Consider the following 16056-nt stretch of genomic DNA (forward strand, 5'->3'; position numbering starts at 1 on the left):
CGTATCGAGGCTTTTTTCATCGGGCAGCGCGACGGTGCGAGCCGCCGCGCCGCATACTCATTGCGCGTCGATCAGCAACGCGTCGTGCTCGAACGATCCGTCCGCCTGCACCGCGTAGTAGCCGCGCACCTCGTCGGGCGCGTGCGCCCACAGCGCGCGAATACCCGCGACGCTGTCGGCCGGCGTGCGGATGCGCTCGACCCACGTATCGAAATCGATCGGCAGGCGCCAGCGGCTCTCCACGTGTGCATCGAACCCGGCGCCGCGGAACATCGCGAGCCACTCGTCGGCACGGTAATCGCGCACGTGGGACGCGTCGCGCAACACTTCCGCGGCCTGCAGATACGTGTCGAGCAGCGGATGGTCGTTGCCCGCGATGTCGATCATCAGCACGCGGCCGCCCGGCTTGAGCACGCGGCGCACCTCGGCGAGCGCCGCGCGCACGTCGTGCCAGTGGTGCGCGCTCATCCGGCTCACCGCCCAGTCGAAGGTTCCCGCGTCGAACGGCAACCGCTCGGCCGGGCCCTGCTGCGTGCGGACGTTCGCGAGCCCGCGTTCGCGCGCGGCGCCGTCGACGGTCGCGAGCATCGGCGCGGCGAGATCGTAAGCGACCACGTCGCGCACGTGCGGCGCGACCGCGAAGCTCGCGTGGCCCGCGCCGCAGCCGAGATCGAGCACCGCGGCATCGGGCGTCGCGCGCACGGCGTCGGCCAGCGCCTGCAGATCCGCGCCCGTCGCGTGGACCGTGCTCGTCAGATAGGCGGCGGCCGTCGTGCCGAATGCGTCGGCGACCTGATCGTGGTGTTTCATCGTTCGCTCCTTCTTGTGGTGGGGCGCTCGCTGCTTGCCAGCGCGCGAATCGCTACAATAGGGCCGCGCTTGTACCAGTACAAGTTAAGCAGTTATTCTGGTATTCGTTACACCTGCCTGATGCTTGCCGCACCCAGCGCCTTTTTTCCCTTTTTCGTCGTTTCAGCCGTTTTCGCATGAACCCGTCGTCCTCCGCTCCCAACCCGCCACTCGACGCGACGCCCGCCCGCGCGCTCGGCGAATTCATCCGCGCGCACCGCGAACGGCTGTCGCCGCAGGCCGTCGGCCTGCCGCCCGGCCCGCGCCGCCGCACGCCGGGCCTGCGGCGCGAGGAAGTCGCGCAGCTCTGCGGCGTCAGCCCGACCTGGTACACGTGGATCGAGCAGGGCCGCCCGGTGTCGGCGTCGGCCGACGCGCTCGCGCGGATCGCCGTCGCATTGCAGCTGTCGAAGGCCGAGCGCGCGTACCTGTTCGAGCTCGCCGCGCAGCGCGACCCGGCCGAGCCCGACGTCGCGGCCGGCGACCTGCCGCCGACGCTCGCGGCGACCGTCGCCGCGATCGCCACGCCCGCCTACGTGCTCGACCGCCAATGGAACGCGCTCGCGTGGAATACGCCGGCCGCGGCGCTGTTTACCGGCTGGCTCGACGGCGAGCACGACCGCAACCTGCTGCGCTTCACGTTCATGTCGCCGGCCGCGCGCACGCTGATCGTCGACTGGGACACCCGGGCGCGGCGCCTCGCGGCCGAATTCCGCGCCGACTCGATCCGCCATCTGGCCGACGCGCCGACCCGCGCGCTGATCGACGCGCTGATGGCCGGCAGCGACGCGTTCGCGCAGTACTGGGCGTCGCAGGACGTGTTCGAGCGCGAAGGCGGCCTGCGCGAGTTCGACCACCCGGCCGACGGCCGCCTCGTGTACCAGCAGATCACGCTGAAGCCCGCGCACCGGGAAGACCTGAAGCTCGTGGTCCTCGTGCGCGACTGAGCGAGCGGCCCGCGCCGGCAAAGGCCGGCGGGCCGCCCCGCGAATGTTAGAATTGCGGGATTCCCTCGGCGGCGCACGCCGCCCAACTCCCCTTCGAAGAATCGCCATGACGTCCCAACTGCACAAAAAGGGCGAGGCCTGGTCGGCCCGCTTCTCGGAACCGATGTCGGAGCTGGTCAAGCGCTACACGTCGTCGGTGTTTTTCGACAAGCGCCTCGCGCTCGTCGACATCGCCGGCTCGCTCGCGCACGCGAGCATGCTCGCGGCGCAGAAGATCATCAGCGCCGACGACCTCGCCGCGATCGAACGCGGGATGGCACAGATCAAGGGCGAGATCGAGCGCGGCGAATTCGAATGGCAGCTCGACCTGGAAGACGTCCACCTGAACATCGAGGCGCGCCTGACCGCACTGATCGGCGACGCCGGCAAGCGCCTGCACACGGGCCGCTCGCGCAACGACCAGGTCGCGACCGACATCCGTCTGTGGCTGCGCGGCGAGATCGACCGCATCGGCGGCCTGCTGACCGACCTGCGCGGCGCACTGATCGACCTCGCCGAGACGAACGCGGACACGATCATGCCGGGCTTCACGCACCTGCAGGTCGCGCAGCCCGTCACGTTCGGCCATCACCTGCTCGCCTACGTGGAAATGTTCACGCGCGACGCGGAACGCATGCGCGACTGCCGCACCCGCGTGAACCGCCTGCCGCTCGGCGCGGCCGCGCTGGCGGGCACCAGCTACCCGATCGACCGTCACGCGGTCGCGAAGACGCTCGGCTTCGACGGCATCTGCGCGAACTCGCTCGACGCGGTGTCGGATCGCGATTTCGCGATCGAATTCACGGCGGCATCCGCGCTCGTGATGACGCACGTGTCGCGCTTCTCCGAGGAACTCGTGCTGTGGATGAGCCCGCGCGTCGGCTTCATCGACATCGCCGACCGCTTCTGCACCGGCAGCTCGATCATGCCGCAGAAGAAGAACCCGGACGTGCCCGAGCTCGCGCGCGGCAAGACCGGCCGCGTGAACGGCCACCTGATGGCGCTCCTCACGCTGATGAAGGGCCAGCCGCTCGCGTACAACAAGGACAACCAGGAAGACAAGGAACCGCTGTTCGACACGGTCGACACCGTCGCCGACACGCTGCGGATCTTCGCGGAAATGGTCGCGGGCATCACCGTGAAGCCGGACGCGATGCGCGCGGCCGCGCTGCAGGGCTTCTCGACCGCCACCGACCTCGCCGACTACCTCGTGAAGCGCGGCCTGCCGTTCCGTGACGCGCACGAAGCCGTCGCGCACGCGGTGAAGATCTGCGACGACCGCGGGATCGATCTCGCCGACCTGACGCTCGACGAGATGAAGCAGGAGCTGCCGAACGTCGCGCACCTGATCGGCGACGACGTGTTCGGCTATCTGACGCTCGAAGGGTCGGTCGCGAGCCGCAATCACCCGGGCGGCACCGCGCCCGACCAGGTGCGTGCGGCGGTCAAGGCCGCCCGCGCCGCGCTCGGCAAGTAAGCCTGCTGTCACGAACGGACGCCTTCGGCGTCCGTTTTTCATCCGGGCGGCCGTCGCGCCGCCCGTCGCCTTCCCCGCTTCCCGGATACCGCCGATGATTTTCTCCGCCGCGCTCTTCGACATGGACGGCCTGCTCGTCGATTCCGAGCGGACCATCATGAACACGTGGATCGACGTGTCGAACGCCCACGGCGTCGTGCTGACCGAGATCGACTACCTGCAGATCGTCGGCCGCTCGTTCGCCGAAGGCCAGGTGATCCTCGCGCGGCTGATCGGCAACCCCGACACGTTCGACGCCGTGCGCACCCGCGTACGCGAGCAGCTCGCCGCGCCCGAACCTCATCCGAAGTTTCCGCTGAAGTCCGGCGCACTCGCGCTGCTCGAGACGCTCGCGCAGGCCGGCATTCCGTGCGCGGTCGCATCGTCGTCCGCACGCGACGTGATCCGCGCGCGCCTCGATGCGGTCGGCGTGCTGCCGTTCTTCCGCGCGATCGCGGGCGGCGACGAAGTCTCGCGCGGCAAGCCCGACCCGGCCGTCTACCGGCTCGCGGCCGAACGCCTCGGCGTGCCGGCGCACGCATGCGTCGCCTTCGAGGACAGCGACTTCGGCGCGCAGTCGGCGGCCGGCGCCGGCGCATCGGTCGTCACCGTGCCGGACCTGAAGGCGCCCACGCCCGAGATCGTCGCGCTGAGCCTGCACGTGCTCGCCTCGCTCGACGACGCGGTCACGCTCGTGCCGTCGTGGTTCGGCCGCCTCGATACGCAGCAGCCCGCGTAAACACGTCACGCAGCGCCCCGAATGCAAAACGGGCACCCGAGGGTGCCCGTTTTGCGTTGTCGCGCACGATCGCCGTCGCGGCCCGCGCGTTACTTGTTGCCGGCCGTCTCCGACAGCCGTTTCATCGTCGCGATGCGCGCGCCGATCAGGTCGACCCGCCCGTCCTCGCCGACGAGCGGCGCCGTCGCATCGCGGAACGCCACCCACGCGCGCTGCGCGCGCACGAGCGTCGTGGCCGAATGCGCGGGCATCTTGCGGCGCAGCTTCTGGTAATAGCGGTTCAGGTCGAATACCGCGTGCTCGCACGCGGCATCCTGCACGCACGGCCGCACGCGCTGGATCGCCGGGTCGCGCGCGCCATTCGCCGGCTTGCCGCCGGCGGCAGCGCCTTGCGCCGCGCTCGCGCCGCTCGTCGCCGCGGCAGGCGGCGCATAACGGTCGGCCGCCGCGCGCAGCGCGAGCGCGCGATCGCGCACCGGCTGCAGCTGCATGTCGGCGCTCGACATCGTGTACGCGGTCCCGCGCGTCGTGTCGTACACCGCCTTCAGCAAATGCAGTTCATCCTTGCGCCACGTGACCCAGCGGCGCTGACTGTCCTGCCAGCCGCGCTTCGCATCGGCCGGCGCATCCTTCGACAGGCGCTGGTACGCGCCATCCATCACCGCCTGCCACTGCTGCTGCGCTTCGCCCATGCACTGGATCTGGCCGGCCGTCGACGACCGGTCGCGTCGCGCGAGACACTGCCGCATCGCGACGTCGATCGGGTCGGCAGCGGCAACTTCCGCGTGCGCCGCATTCAACCCGGTCGGCCCCGCCAGCCACGTCGCCCAGACGACGAGCGCGGCCAGCGCCGCGCGCATCGCCCGGATTCGTCCATGCGTCGCCATCAGTCGCGCACGCAGTCGACGAAGTACTCGACGCGACCGTTCAGGTCTTCCGCGACGAGGCCGTGGATGTCGGTGTGGAAGCCCGGGAAGCGCTCGTTGAAGTCGCGCGCGAACCGCAGGTAGTTCACGATCGTCTTGTTGAAGCGCTCGCCCGGGATCAGCAGCGGAATGCCCGGCGGGTACGGCGTGAGCAGGATGCTCGTCACGCGGCCTTCGAGCTCGTCGAGCGGCACCCGGTCGATCTTGCGGTGCGCGAGCTTCGCGAACGCGTCCGACGGCTTCATCGCCGGCTCCATGTCCGACAGGTACATCTCCGTCGTCAGGCGCGCGATGTCGTTCGCACGGTACACGTCGTGGATCTGCGTGCACAGGTCGCGCAGGCCGACACGCTCGTAGCGCGGATGCTGCGCGACGAATTCCGGCAGCACGCGCCACAGCGGCTGGTTGTTGTCGTAGTCGTCCTTGAACTGCTGCAGCTCGGTCACCATCGAGTTCCAGCGGCCCTTCGTGATGCCGATCGTGAACATGATGAAGAACGAGTACAGGCCGGTCTTCTCGACGATGATCCCGTGCTCGGCCAGGTACTTCGTGACGATCGCGGCCGGGATGCCCGTCTCGCCGAACTCGCCGTCGACGTCGAGCCCCGGCGTGATGATCGTCGCCTTGATCGGGTCGAGCATGTTGAAGCCGTCCGCGAGCGGGCCGAAGCCGTGCCAGTGGTCGTTCGGCTTCAGCATCCAGTCTTCGCGCGAGCCGATGCCCTCTTCGGACAGGTCGTCCGGGCCCCACACGCTGAAGAACCAGTCGTCGCCGTATTCGGCGTCGACCTTGCGCATCGCGCGGCGGAAGTCGATCGCCTCGGCGATCGATTCCTCGACGAGCGCGGTGCCGCCCGGCGGCTCCATCATCGCCGCCGCGACGTCGCACGACGCGATGATCGCGTACTGCGGGCTCGTCGACGTGTGCATCAGGTACGCCTCGTTGAAGCGGTGCTTGTCGAACGTGCGGTTCTCGGAATCCTGCACGACGATCTGCGACGCCTGCGAAATGCCCGCGAGCAGCTTGTGCGTCGAGTGCGTCGCGAACACGAGCGCGCCCGTGCGCGGACGGCCGTCGCCGATCGCGTGCATGTCGCGGTAGAAATCGTGGAACGTCGCGTGCGGCAGCCACGCTTCGTCGAAGTGCAGCGTGTCGAGCAGGTCGCCGAGCAGATCCTTGATCATCTCGACGTTGTAGACGACACCGTCGTACGTGCTCTGCGTGATCGTCAGGATGCGCGGCTTCATCTCCGGATTCTGGCGCATCGCCTCGCGCGCGAACGGGTTCGCGTCGATCTTCTTGCGGATGTTCTCCGGCTTGAATTCGTCGCGCGGGATCGGCCCGATGATGCCGAAGTGGTTGCGCGTCGGCGTGAGGAACACCGGAATCGCGCCCGTCATCGTGATCGCGTGCAGGATCGACTTGTGGCAGTTGCGGTCGACCAGCACGATGTCGCCGGGTGCGACCGTCGCGTGCCAGACGATCTTGTTCGACGTCGACGTGCCGTTGGTCACGAAGAACAGGTGGTCCGCGCTGAAGATGCGCGCCGCGTTGCGCTCGGACGCCGCGACCGGGCCCGTGTGATCGAGCAGCTGGCCGAGTTCGTCGACGGCGTTGCACACGTCCGCGCGCAGCATGTTCTCGCCGAAGAACTGGTGGAACATCTGGCCGAGCGGGTTCTTCAGGAACGCAACGCCGCCCGAGTGGCCCGGGCAGTGCCACGAGTACGAGCCTTCGTCCGCGTATTTCACCAGTTCCTTGAAGAACGGCGGCGCGAGCGAGTCCAGATAGACCTTCGCCTCGCGGATGATGTGGCGCGCGACGAATTCCGGCGTGTCCTCGAACATGTGGATGAAGCCGTGCAGTTCGCGCAGGATGTCGTTCGGCAGATGGCGCGACGTGCGCGTCTCGCCGTACAGGAAGATCGGAATGTCCGCGTTGCGGCGGCGCACTTCGGTCACGAACGCACGCAGCTCGATGATCGCGGTCGCCAGTTCCGGCAGTTCGCCGTCCGGGCCCGTCTCGCCGAGCATGAGTTCGTCGTCGTCGATCGACAGGATGAAGCACGACGCGCGGCTCGACTGCTGCGCGAACGACGTCAGATCGCCGTAGCTCGTGAGGCCGAGGACTTCGACGCCCTCCTTCTCGATCGCTTCGGCCAACGCCCGGATGCCGGAGCCCGAGATGTTCTCGGAGCGGAAATCTTCGTCGATGATGACGACGGGGAAACGAAACTTCATGGGCGATTCTCCAAAAAGAACGACCGCGGCGCGTCACGCGCAGCGGTCACCCGGAAACTGGTGAGACGTTATGCAACCAGATCAGGTTTTCGGCAGCGTGACACCGCGCTGACCCTGATACTTGCCGCCGCGATCGGCGTACGACACGTCGCACACTTCGTCGCTTTCGAAGAACAGCACCTGCGCGACACCTTCGTTCGCGTAGATCTTCGCCGGCAGCGGCGTGGTATTCGAGAATTCCAGCGTGACGTAGCCTTCCCACTCGGGCTCGAACGGTGTCACGTTGACGATGATCCCGCAGCGCGCGTACGTCGACTTGCCGAGGCAGACGGTCAGCACGGTGCGCGGGATGCGGAAATATTCGACGGTGCGGGCCAGCGCGAACGAGTTCGGCGGGATGATGCACACGTCGCCCTTGAAATCGACAAACGAACCCTCGTCGAAGTTCTTCGGATCGACGATCGTCGAGTTGATGTTCGTGAAGATCTTGAATTCGTCCGCGCAGCGGATGTCGTAGCCGTAGCTCGACGTGCCGTAGCTGACGATCCTGCGACCGTCCTCGGACGCGCGAACCTGATCGGGCACGAACGGCTCGATCATCTTGTGCTCTTCGGCCATGCGCCGAATCCACTTGTCGGACTTGATACTCATGCCGACCTCCGCCGGGCCGTCCCAAGGGCGTAGCAGGGCATTCGCAGAGCATCGCTCTGCGCCTGCGCAGCCGGCCGGCTTTGCAAAGCCGGCCGTGGGCGGCTGGCCGTCCCCTCGGGGGACAGCGAACGAAGTGAGCGTTGGGGTCGTTTCATATCGGGGCGCCTGGAAACGCTGCGTGACAGTCGGTAAGGGCCACTGGCGCGAAGCAGCGACCCGGAAAGGCGCACATTTTACGCGATCATCGGCTCGCGCACGCAGCGGCCGTCAACGGATCACGCCGCACGCGAGCGCGGGCCCCGCGCCGTGCTGCGGAAACGCGGGATCGCTGGAATCGCGGTGGACCAGCACCGCGCGGTTCAGCGCGGAGCGCACGCCGTCGAGGGCCAGATCGGGAGCGACGATGAAACCGGCCGCGACGCCATTCGCGTCCGCATGGATGTTGCCGAGATCGCCGGCGACGCGCGCGCCCGCGCGCAGCCGGTCGGCGGCCGGCGCGAACACCTGGCCGGCGCTCGAACCGTCGCCCGCGTTGCAGTCGCCGCGTTCGTGCACCTGCAGCGCGTGATCGCTGTTCGGCGGCAGGCCGGCCAGGTTGTAGGTGACCTGGACGCCGTCCGGGCGCTCGACGAACGTCACCGCGCCGCGCGTCTGCGAGCCGACGGTCGGCTGCAACTGCGCGTCGGCGCGCTTTTCGTGCGACGAGGAAAAAGAGGTACAGCCGGCCAGCAGGCCCAGCGCGGCGGCGGCCAGCAGCGCGCGCCGCGCGCGGCCGGCGCGCACGCCGTGATGTCGTTGGTTCATTCGATCCTCATGCCGGCTGGCGGCCGTTCGACACGGCGGCCATGCCGGGCGGGTAAAGGGACCCGGGAAAAGTCGCCATGATACCGCGCCTCGCGGCGCCGTAAACAGCGTGAGGCCCCGCCCCGCAAGGGTTTTACGTATTTTGAACAACGATCGACGGGAACTTCGACGTCATGTCGCGCGAACGCTCGGCAATTGCCAGCGCCACGCCGCGCGCGATGTCGCGGTAGCGGCGCGCCAGCGCGCCGTCCGGTTCGGCCGCGACCGTCGGCGTCCCGCTGTCCGCGCGCTCGCGGATCGCGATGTCGAGCGGCAGGCTGCCGAGCACGTTCACGTCGTAATCTTTCGCCATCCGCTCGGCCCCGCCGGCGCCGAAGATGTGCTCTTCGTGGCCGCAGTTCGAGCAGACGTGGATGCTCATGTTCTCGACGATACCGAGAATCGGAATCCCGACCTTCTCGAACATCTTCAGGCCCTTCTTCGCGTCGAGCAACGCGATGTCCTGCGGCGTCGTCACGATCACGGCGCCCGTCACCGGCACGCGCTGCGCGAGCGTGAGCTGGATGTCGCCCGTGCCCGGCGGCATGTCGACGATCAGGTAGTCGAGCTCGCGCCAGTTGGTCTGGCGCAGCAGTTGCTCGAGCGCGGACGTCGCCATCGGGCCGCGCCACACCATCGGGTTGTCTTCCTCGATCAGAAAACCGATCGAGTTCGCCTGCAGGCCGTGGCCGACCAGCGGGTTCATCGACTGATTGTCGGGCGACTCCGGGCGCTGGCCGTGAATGCCGAGCATCGTCGGCAGCGACGGGCCGTAGATATCGGCGTCGAGAATGCCGACCGATGCGCCTTCCGCGGCGAGCGCGAGCGCCAGGTTCACGGCCGTCGTGCTCTTGCCGACGCCGCCCTTGCCCGATGCGACCGCGACGATGTTCTTCACGTTGGGCAGCAGCTTCACGCCGCGCTGTACCGTGTGCGCGACGATCTCCTGCGACACGGCGACGCGTGCGTCGCGCACGCCCGCCACGCCCTTCAGCGCATCGGCGATGCGCGCGCGCACGTCGTCGTGCTGGCTGCGCGCCGGATAGCCGAGCACCACGTCGACCGCCACGACGTCGCCGTCGATCGCGACGTTGCGCACGCCCTTGTTCGCCGCGTACGGACGGCCGGTATTGGGGTCGACGACAGCCGCCAGTGCGGCGTCGACTTGTGCCCGGTCAATGCTCATCGAAACTCCGTGAAAACGTTTTTTTCGCGCACGAACGTCAAGAAATATCAAATAACGCTGCGAAAAACGGGAAAAGTGAAAGAATCTGTTGCACGCCATTGCGCGAACGCGCGCGGCGGAGCAATCTTCGCGTGCGGCACGCTATGGGGCCAAATCGGCCGCCAACCGCCTATATTGTAGAGGCTGACGCGTCACCCTGTCCGAACAGCCACGCTGGCGAACAGGGCATGCGGCCGCCTCCGCGGCTGCCGCGAGCGCGGGCCCGCCCTCCTTTTTCGGGCGGCCCGCGTAGGGAGCCGTAACTGTTGTTTGTCGTCGTTGTCGACTCGTTCAACCAAGAGAGGAATCCAAGATGAACATGAAAATCGCGACTCGCCTGTCCGTCTTCGCACTCGCCGGCGCACTGCTGGCAGGCTGCGCCACGCAGCAAGGCACCAACACGGCCGTCGGCACCGGCTCGGGTGCGGCGCTGGGCGCGGGCATCGGCGCACTGGCCGGCGGCGGTAAGGGCGCGGCGATCGGCGCGGGCGTCGGCGCACTGGTGGGTGGCGTGACGGGTTACAACTGGCAAGCGATCAAGAACAAGCTCGCGCCGTCGGCAGCACAGACGGGCACGCAAGTGACCGAGCAGCCGGACGGCTCGCTGAAGCTGAACGTGCCGAGCTCGGTGACGTTCGCGACGAACCAGTACGCGATCACGCCGGCCTTCACGCCGCTCCTGAACGACCTGGCGACGACGCTGAACCAGAACCCGCAAGTGACGGCCTCGATCGTCGGCTACACGGACAGCACGGGTTCGGCGCAGCTGAACCAGACGCTGTCGCAGAACCGTGCGCAGAGCGTCGTGAACGCGCTCGTGCAGCGCGGCGTCGCCGGCGGCCGCCTGTCGGCCCAGGGCATGGGCGCGTCGAACCCGATCGCGGACAACGCGACCGAAGCCGGCCGCGCGCAAAACCGCCGCGTCGAGATCTACCTGCGCGCACCGCAGCAGCACCAGTAAGCAGCGTAGCGAGAGGAAACGGGGGCGCGCGCCGGGCGCTCGGCCCCGTCACACAAGGCTCGCCGCGGGACCGTCAACAAATCGAAAAAAATTTCGAACTTCTGTCGTAACCCGCGGTCTGTCTTTACGGTACGCGGCTGGCGCTGCCGGCGCGTCACCATTCTCCTCTTGTCGTTGTTGCTCCGGGGCTGTATCCGCCCCGGTTTTTTTTGCCCGGAAAATGCGTGCTGCGCCGCAACATAACGCCGCCACGCCCGTCCGCCCGACGCTCCCGCCTCCTTGCGCCGCCCTGCCTGCGGCACCGCCCCTGACTGACCTGCGCGCGCCCCTGCTAGAATCGCAGTTTCCTCCGTCGTTTCCGCTGTTCTTCTACAGACCCTATGTCCGCATCCGACCTCACTTCCGTGCAGGCTGCGGCGCCGCAAGGCAGCCGCCAGATCCTCGTTACGTCCGCACTGCCCTATGCCAACGGGCAGATCCACATCGGCCACCTGGTCGAGTACATCCAGACCGACATCTGGGTGCGGACGCTGCGAATGCATGGCCACGAGGTCTACTACATCGGCGCCGACGATACGCACGGCACGCCGGTCATGCTGCGTGCGGAGAAGGAAGGCCTCACGCCGAAGCAGCTGATCGATCGCGTATGGGCCGAGCACAAGCGCGACTTCGACAGCTTCGGTGTGTCGTTCGACAACTTCTACTCGACCGATTCGGACGAGAACCGCGTGCTGAGCGAGAAGATCTATCTCGCGCTGAAGGAAAACGACCTGATCGCCGAGCGCGAGATCGAGCAGGCGTACGACCCCGTCAAGGAAATGTTCCTGCCGGACCGCTTCATCAAGGGCGAGTGCCCGAAGTGCCACGCGAAGGACCAGTACGGCGACAACTGCGAAGTGTGCGGCTCGACCTACCTGCCGACCGAACTGCTGAACCCGTACTCGGTCGTGTCCGGCGCGACGCCGGTGCGCAAGAAGTCGACGCACTACTTCTTCCGCCTGTCCGACCCGCGCTGCGAGTCGTTCCTGCGCGAATGGGTCAGCGGCCTCGCGCAGCCCGAAGCCACCAACAAGATGCGCGAATGGCTCGGCGATGCCGGCGAAGCCAAGCTCGCCGACTGGGACATCTCGCGCGACGCGCCGTACTTCGGCTTCGAGATCCCGGGCGCGCCCGGCAAGTACTTCTACGTGTGGCTCGACGCGCCGGTCGGCTACTACGCGAGCTTCAAGAACCTGTGCGACCGCAAGGGCATCGACTTCGACGCATGGATCCGCTCGGGCTCGACCGCCGAGCAGTACCACTTCATCGGCAAGGACATCCTGTATTTCCACACGCTGTTCTGGCCGGCGATGCTCGAATTCTCGGGCCATCGCACGCCGACCAACGTGTTCGCGCACGGCTTCCTGACGGTCGACGGCGCGAAGATGTCGAAGTCGCGCGGCACGTTCATCACAGCGCAGAGCTACATCGACACGGGCCTGAACCCCGAATGGCTGCGCTACTACTTCGCCGCGAAGCTGAACGCGACGATGGAAGACCTCGACCTGAACCTCGAAGACTTCCAGGCCCGCGTGAACAGCGACCTCGTCGGCAAGTACGTGAACATCGCGAGCCGCGCGGCGGGCTTCCTGATCAAGCGTTTCGACGGCCGCGTGCAAGACAGCGCGATGAATCATCCGCTCGTCGCGAAGCTGCGCGACGCGATTGAGCACATCGCCGCGAACTACGAAGCGCGTGAATACGGCCGCGCGCTGCGCCACACGATGGAGCTCGCGGACGAAGTGAACGCGTACGTCGACGGCGCGAAGCCGTGGGAACTCGCAAAGGATCCGGCCAACGCGGTTGCGCTGCACGAAACCTGCAGCGTGAGCCTCGAGGCGTTCCGCCTGCTGTCGCTCGCGCTGAAGCCGGTGATGCCGCGTGTCGCCGAATCCGTCGAGGCGTTCTTCGGAATCGCGCCGCTCACGTGGGCCGATGCCGCGAAGCCGCTGTCGTCGGCACAGCCGATCAAGGCGTACCAGCACCTGATGACGCGCGTCGACCCGAAGCAGATCGATGCGCTGCTCGCCGCGAACCGCGATTCGCTGCAGGCCGACGCCGCCGGCGCCGCAGCCGCGGGCGCCAACGCCGCCAAGGAGTCGAAGGGCGCGAAGAACGCCAAGGCAAGCGCGCAGCCGGCCGCCGCGAACGGCGCCGACGACGGCCCGATCTCGATCGACGATTTCGCGAAGGTCGACCTGCGCATCGCGAAAATTGTCGCGTGCCAGGCCGTCGAAGGGTCGGACAAGCTGCTGCAGCTCACGCTCGACATCGGCGAGGAAAAGACCCGCAACGTGTTCTCGGGCATCAAGTCCGCGTACCAGCCCGAGCAGCTCGTCGGCAAGCTGACGGTGATGGTCGCGAACCTCGCGCCGCGCAAGATGAAGTTCGGGCTCTCCGAAGGGATGGTGCTCGCCGCGTCGGCAGCCGACGAGAAGGCGGAACCGGGCCTGTACATCCTCGAGCCGCACAGCGGCGCGAAGCCCGGCATGCGCGTGAAGTAAGCGACACGCAACACCGCTTGCGCAAAAAAGCCCCGCACGTTTCGTGCGGGGCTTTTTTCATGCCGCGGCGCGAAGATGCCCTGCCCCGCGTGGCGCGCGGCCGCGTTCCGTTACCATAGCGGCTGCATCGGACCCGCCGGATTCCGAAGACCGCATCGATCGAGCGGTCGACCCAGGCCGTGGCGGCGGGCTCCTCGTCACAACAACGATATGACAAACGCACCCGACGCCCCGTCCACCGAACGGACGCGCGCTTTGCCGCGCACGCGCGATGCGCGCGCGCCGATGACGATTCCGCTCGTGCCGATTGCCGACGCGAACGCCGTCGCGCCGCTCGTCGCGCGCAGCCGCGCGTTCGACACGCTCGCGCAGCGCTTCGCGTGGCTCGCCTTGCGCGAACCGCCCGCCGCCGACGCCGGCCGATGGCATGTCCACACCATTGCCGACCGCACGCTGCGCTTCGCGCAGCCGCTCACGTTCACGCCGTACGCGGCCGCGCGGCCCTGCTCCGCACGCTGCCGGTTCTGCTCGGAAACGCTCGTCGACGACACCGCGGCGGGGCCGATGGCGGCAAGCCTGCGGCCGCCGGCCGACTATTTCGACACGCTTCGCCGTGCGCTGCGGGCGCTGCGCGGCGTGCCGCTGTCGTATTCGCTGTCGGGGCTCGAGAACACGGACGATCCGCACTGGCTGCTGTCGCTCGTCGCGACGCTGCGCGCAGCCGGCGACGACGGTCCGGACGCGAACGGCAGCGTGCTGTACACGAACGGCGCCGGCCTCGTCGAGCATCGCGACGCACTGCTGCCCGCGCTCGCGGGCTTCGGGCTGTCGTGGCTCGAATGGTCCCGTCATCACGACCGCGACGACGTGAACCAGTCGATCATGCGCTTTCGGCCCGGCCAGCGCATCATGCACCAGCCCGCGTTCGAGGCGGCCTTCGCCGCCGCGCGCGCGCACTTCCCGGTCAAGCTCGTCTGCATCGTGCAGCGCGGCGGCATCGAGACGCCGGCGGACGTGCTGCGCTATGTCGCCCACGCCCGCGCGCTCGGCGCCCGCTCGGTGATCTTCCGCGAATTCTCGGCGCTGCCCGATACCTACCGGCACAATGCGACGCGGCGCCATATCGACCGCGCGCGCGTTCCGATCGACGCATTGCTGCTCGCGTGCGCGGCCGACCGCGCGTTTTCCGCGCAATACGAGCCGATCGAGCTGACGGGCGGCTACTACTTCTGGAACGCGCGCTGGGCGCATCGGGACGGCCTCGACGTCGTGTTCGAAACCTCCGACTACGGCGCGATGCGCGAACACGAATTGCGCGACGCGGTGTACAAGCTCGTGTTTCACCCGAACGGCAACCTGTGCGCGGGCTGGCAGCCGACGCGCGACATTCTCTGGAGCAGCGATGCCCCCCGTGACTAGCTGGTTGCGCCTGACCGACGAGGCCGCCGACACCACCCTGCCCGCCGATCTGCGTGCCCGCGATTCGTTCGACGCGCGCGATTGCGGCTGGGTCGAGCAGATGGTGCCGTTCATCGGCAGCCACGCGACGCCGGGCGGCTGGATCGTCGATCCGTTCGGCGGCTTCGGCACGACGCTCGTCGCCGCAGCACGCTGCGGCGTGCCGGCGCTCGGCGTCGAAATCGATCCGCAGCGCGTCGCATTCGCACGCGAACGGCTCGCGCGCGCCGGCGCCGCATCTCCCCGCTATCCGGTGCTGGCCGGCGACCTGTCGGGCGACGCGACGCAGGCTGCCGCGCGCGACGCGGGCGGCCCGTTCACGCTATGCCTGACGAGCGTGCCGTACTTCGGCTGCAGCGGGCTGCCCGGCCGCCCGAGCGACGGACAACTGTACGGCGTCGACTATTACGCGCCGTATCTCGAACGGATGCGCAACGTGTTCGCCGGCGTGCACGCGCTGCTCGAACCGGGCGGCTGGTGCATCGCGATGGCGCAGAACCTGCGCATCGGCGGCCGCTTCGTGCCGCTCGCGTGGGATGTCGCGCGGCTACTCGGCGAGCGCTTCGTGCTGCACGAGGAACGCGTGCTGATCTACGAACGGGCGGACGGCCCCGCACCGCACGGCGCCGGGGCCACCGATCGCACGCATGAATACGCGCTCGTGTGCCGCAAGGCGCCGCTCGCGAGCGACGCCGACGCGGCCCGCGCGCTGGTTGCCGCGCTGACGCGCGACGGCTTCGCATTCACGGTGATCGGCGGCTTCGCGCGGCGTCTGGCCGGTAACGCGGACGCTATCGGCACCGATGCGCCGCTGAACGACGTCGACCTCGTCGTCGCGCCCGACGATGCGGGCGTGTCGCGGCTGCTGCAATGGCTCGAGGCCGACGGCTTCGCGATCGAATCGTGGAATGCGCGCATCGCGCCGCCGGTGGCGGCTGCCGCGCTGCGCTACCGTCATTACTTCCGCGCGCGGCGCATCGACGCGCACGGCCGGCTGTTGCAGGTCGATGTGACGGTGGCCGAAACGCAGGAAGGGTTCGAGTCTTGTCTGCGCGCCGATCCGACACCGGGCGCGGCGGCCTGAGCCGGAAAAAACGCGGCCGCACGCGCCGCGCCGAC

Annotated in this window: 13 protein-coding genes; 7 read left to right on the plus strand and 6 right to left on the minus strand. The window is 68.2% G+C overall.

What is annotated here, in order from left to right; all coding sequences use genetic code 11:
• Positions 1 to 57 precede the first annotated feature (57 nt).
• Entirely contained in the window at positions 58 to 810 is a 753-nt protein-coding gene (locus DCN14_RS27525) for a class I SAM-dependent methyltransferase (RefSeq protein WP_096502183.1), read from the minus strand.
• A 176-nt stretch (positions 811 to 986) separates the two neighbouring features.
• Here DCN14_RS27525 and DCN14_RS27535 point away from each other — a divergent pair, with 176 nt between their 5' ends.
• The 3 genes from DCN14_RS27535 to DCN14_RS27545 all read left to right on the plus strand — a co-directional run bounded on the left by DCN14_RS27535 (position 987) and on the right by DCN14_RS27545 (position 4090).
• Positions 987 to 1796, plus strand: coding sequence for a helix-turn-helix transcriptional regulator (locus DCN14_RS27535; protein WP_096502187.1), 810 nt, complete (start codon positions 987 to 989; stop codon positions 1794 to 1796).
• A 106-nt stretch (positions 1797 to 1902) separates the two neighbouring features.
• Positions 1903 to 3312, plus strand: coding sequence for an argininosuccinate lyase (gene argH, locus DCN14_RS27540; protein WP_096502189.1), 1410 nt, complete (start codon positions 1903 to 1905; stop codon positions 3310 to 3312).
• Between the two features lie 94 nt (positions 3313 to 3406).
• Complete coding sequence (locus DCN14_RS27545) at positions 3407 to 4090, plus strand: HAD family phosphatase (RefSeq protein WP_096502191.1); 684 nt, start codon at positions 3407 to 3409, stop codon at positions 4088 to 4090.
• A gap of 89 nt (positions 4091 to 4179) precedes the next feature.
• Here the strand turns inward: DCN14_RS27545 and DCN14_RS27550 are convergent, their stop codons facing one another.
• The 5 genes from DCN14_RS27550 to apbC all read right to left on the minus strand — a co-directional run bounded on the left by DCN14_RS27550 (position 4180) and on the right by apbC (position 9936).
• Positions 4180 to 4977, minus strand: coding sequence for a lysozyme inhibitor LprI family protein (locus tag DCN14_RS27550; protein WP_096502193.1), 798 nt, complete (start codon positions 4975 to 4977; stop codon positions 4180 to 4182).
• Positions 4977 to 7256 carry an arginine/lysine/ornithine decarboxylase gene (locus DCN14_RS27555; RefSeq protein ID WP_096502195.1) on the minus strand — a complete coding sequence of 760 codons (2280 nt, stop codon included), beginning with the start codon at positions 7254 to 7256 and terminating at the stop codon, positions 4977 to 4979. The genes DCN14_RS27550 and DCN14_RS27555 overlap by 1 nt, the downstream gene beginning before the upstream one ends.
• Positions 7257 to 7337: 81 nt before the next feature.
• Positions 7338 to 7907 (minus strand): dCTP deaminase, encoded by a 570-nt coding sequence (gene dcd / locus DCN14_RS27560; RefSeq protein WP_006398615.1) that lies wholly within the window; start codon positions 7905 to 7907, stop codon positions 7338 to 7340.
• A 267-nt stretch (positions 7908 to 8174) separates the two neighbouring features.
• Complete coding sequence (sodC, locus tag DCN14_RS27565) at positions 8175 to 8711, minus strand: superoxide dismutase [Cu-Zn] (RefSeq protein ID WP_096502197.1); 537 nt, start codon at positions 8709 to 8711, stop codon at positions 8175 to 8177.
• A 133-nt stretch (positions 8712 to 8844) separates the two neighbouring features.
• The gene (gene apbC / locus DCN14_RS27570) at positions 8845 to 9936 is read right to left on the minus strand and encodes an iron-sulfur cluster carrier protein ApbC (protein ID WP_096502199.1); all 1092 of its coding nucleotides are present in this window, start codon (positions 9934 to 9936) and stop codon (positions 8845 to 8847) included.
• Between the two features lie 352 nt (positions 9937 to 10288).
• Here apbC and DCN14_RS27575 point away from each other — a divergent pair, with 352 nt between their 5' ends.
• The 4 genes from DCN14_RS27575 (at position 10289) to DCN14_RS27595 (ending at position 16021) form a co-directional block, all read left to right on the plus strand.
• Complete coding sequence (locus DCN14_RS27575; protein WP_096502201.1) at positions 10289 to 10936, plus strand: OmpA family protein; 648 nt, start codon at positions 10289 to 10291, stop codon at positions 10934 to 10936.
• Between the two features lie 380 nt (positions 10937 to 11316).
• On the plus strand, positions 11317 to 13479 hold the full coding sequence (gene metG / locus DCN14_RS27585) for a methionine--tRNA ligase (RefSeq protein WP_096502203.1): 2163 nt from the start codon (positions 11317 to 11319) through the stop codon (positions 13477 to 13479).
• Between the two features lie 210 nt (positions 13480 to 13689).
• A complete protein-coding gene (locus DCN14_RS27590) occupies positions 13690 to 14898 on the plus strand; it encodes a hypothetical protein (RefSeq protein WP_240327355.1) in 1209 nt (402 codons plus the stop codon).
• Positions 14882 to 16021, plus strand: coding sequence for a DNA methyltransferase (locus DCN14_RS27595; protein WP_115531455.1), 1140 nt, complete (start codon positions 14882 to 14884; stop codon positions 16019 to 16021). The genes DCN14_RS27590 and DCN14_RS27595 overlap by 17 nt, the downstream gene beginning before the upstream one ends.
• The last annotated feature ends 35 nt before the right edge of the window (positions 16022 to 16056 follow it).

Source organism: Burkholderia sp. IDO3, from assembly GCF_003366075.1.
Taxonomy (GTDB): domain Bacteria; phylum Pseudomonadota; class Gammaproteobacteria; order Burkholderiales; family Burkholderiaceae; genus Burkholderia; species Burkholderia anthina.